This is a genomic window from Bradyrhizobium sp. Crot121 (genome assembly GCF_059512385.1).
Genome location: NZ_JCAMOR010000472.1, coordinates 1 through 373, shown reverse-complemented (window position 1 = coordinate 373; position 373 = coordinate 1). Strand labels below are relative to the sequence as shown.

Below are 373 nucleotides of genomic sequence, written 5' to 3'. Positions count from 1 at the left end.
CAATTCGAGCGGATCGACTCCGAGTAGCTCAGCCGCCTCGTCCATCGCCGACTCCAGTGCAAACGTGCCGGGGGCCGTTCCCGGCGCGCGCATCGGAACCGGTTGCGGCTCGTTGGTGCGCACGAGGCTGTGACGCGTGGTGACGTTGGGGCAGGCGTAAAGGAAGCGCGTGTAGACCGCGGTCGAGTCGGAAAACTCCGCATGTGTCGAGGTTTGCGCGATGACATCGTGCTCGATGGCCGTCAGCCGGCCATCGACGAAGCCGAGCGCGAGATCTTGCGCCGTCTCCTGCCGCCGCCCGACCAGGGTGAACATCTGTGCGCGGGTCAGCTCGAGCCGCACCGGACGGTTCGTCTTTCGCGACGCCAGCATC

General features: G+C 66.5%; 1 protein-coding gene. It reads right to left on the bottom strand.

The genetic code is table 11. From position 1 onward, the window contains the following. Positions 1–373 (bottom strand): molybdopterin cofactor-binding domain-containing protein (locus AC5ZGW_RS47535; RefSeq protein WP_496114326.1); only part of this gene is annotated, 373 nt, incomplete at both ends.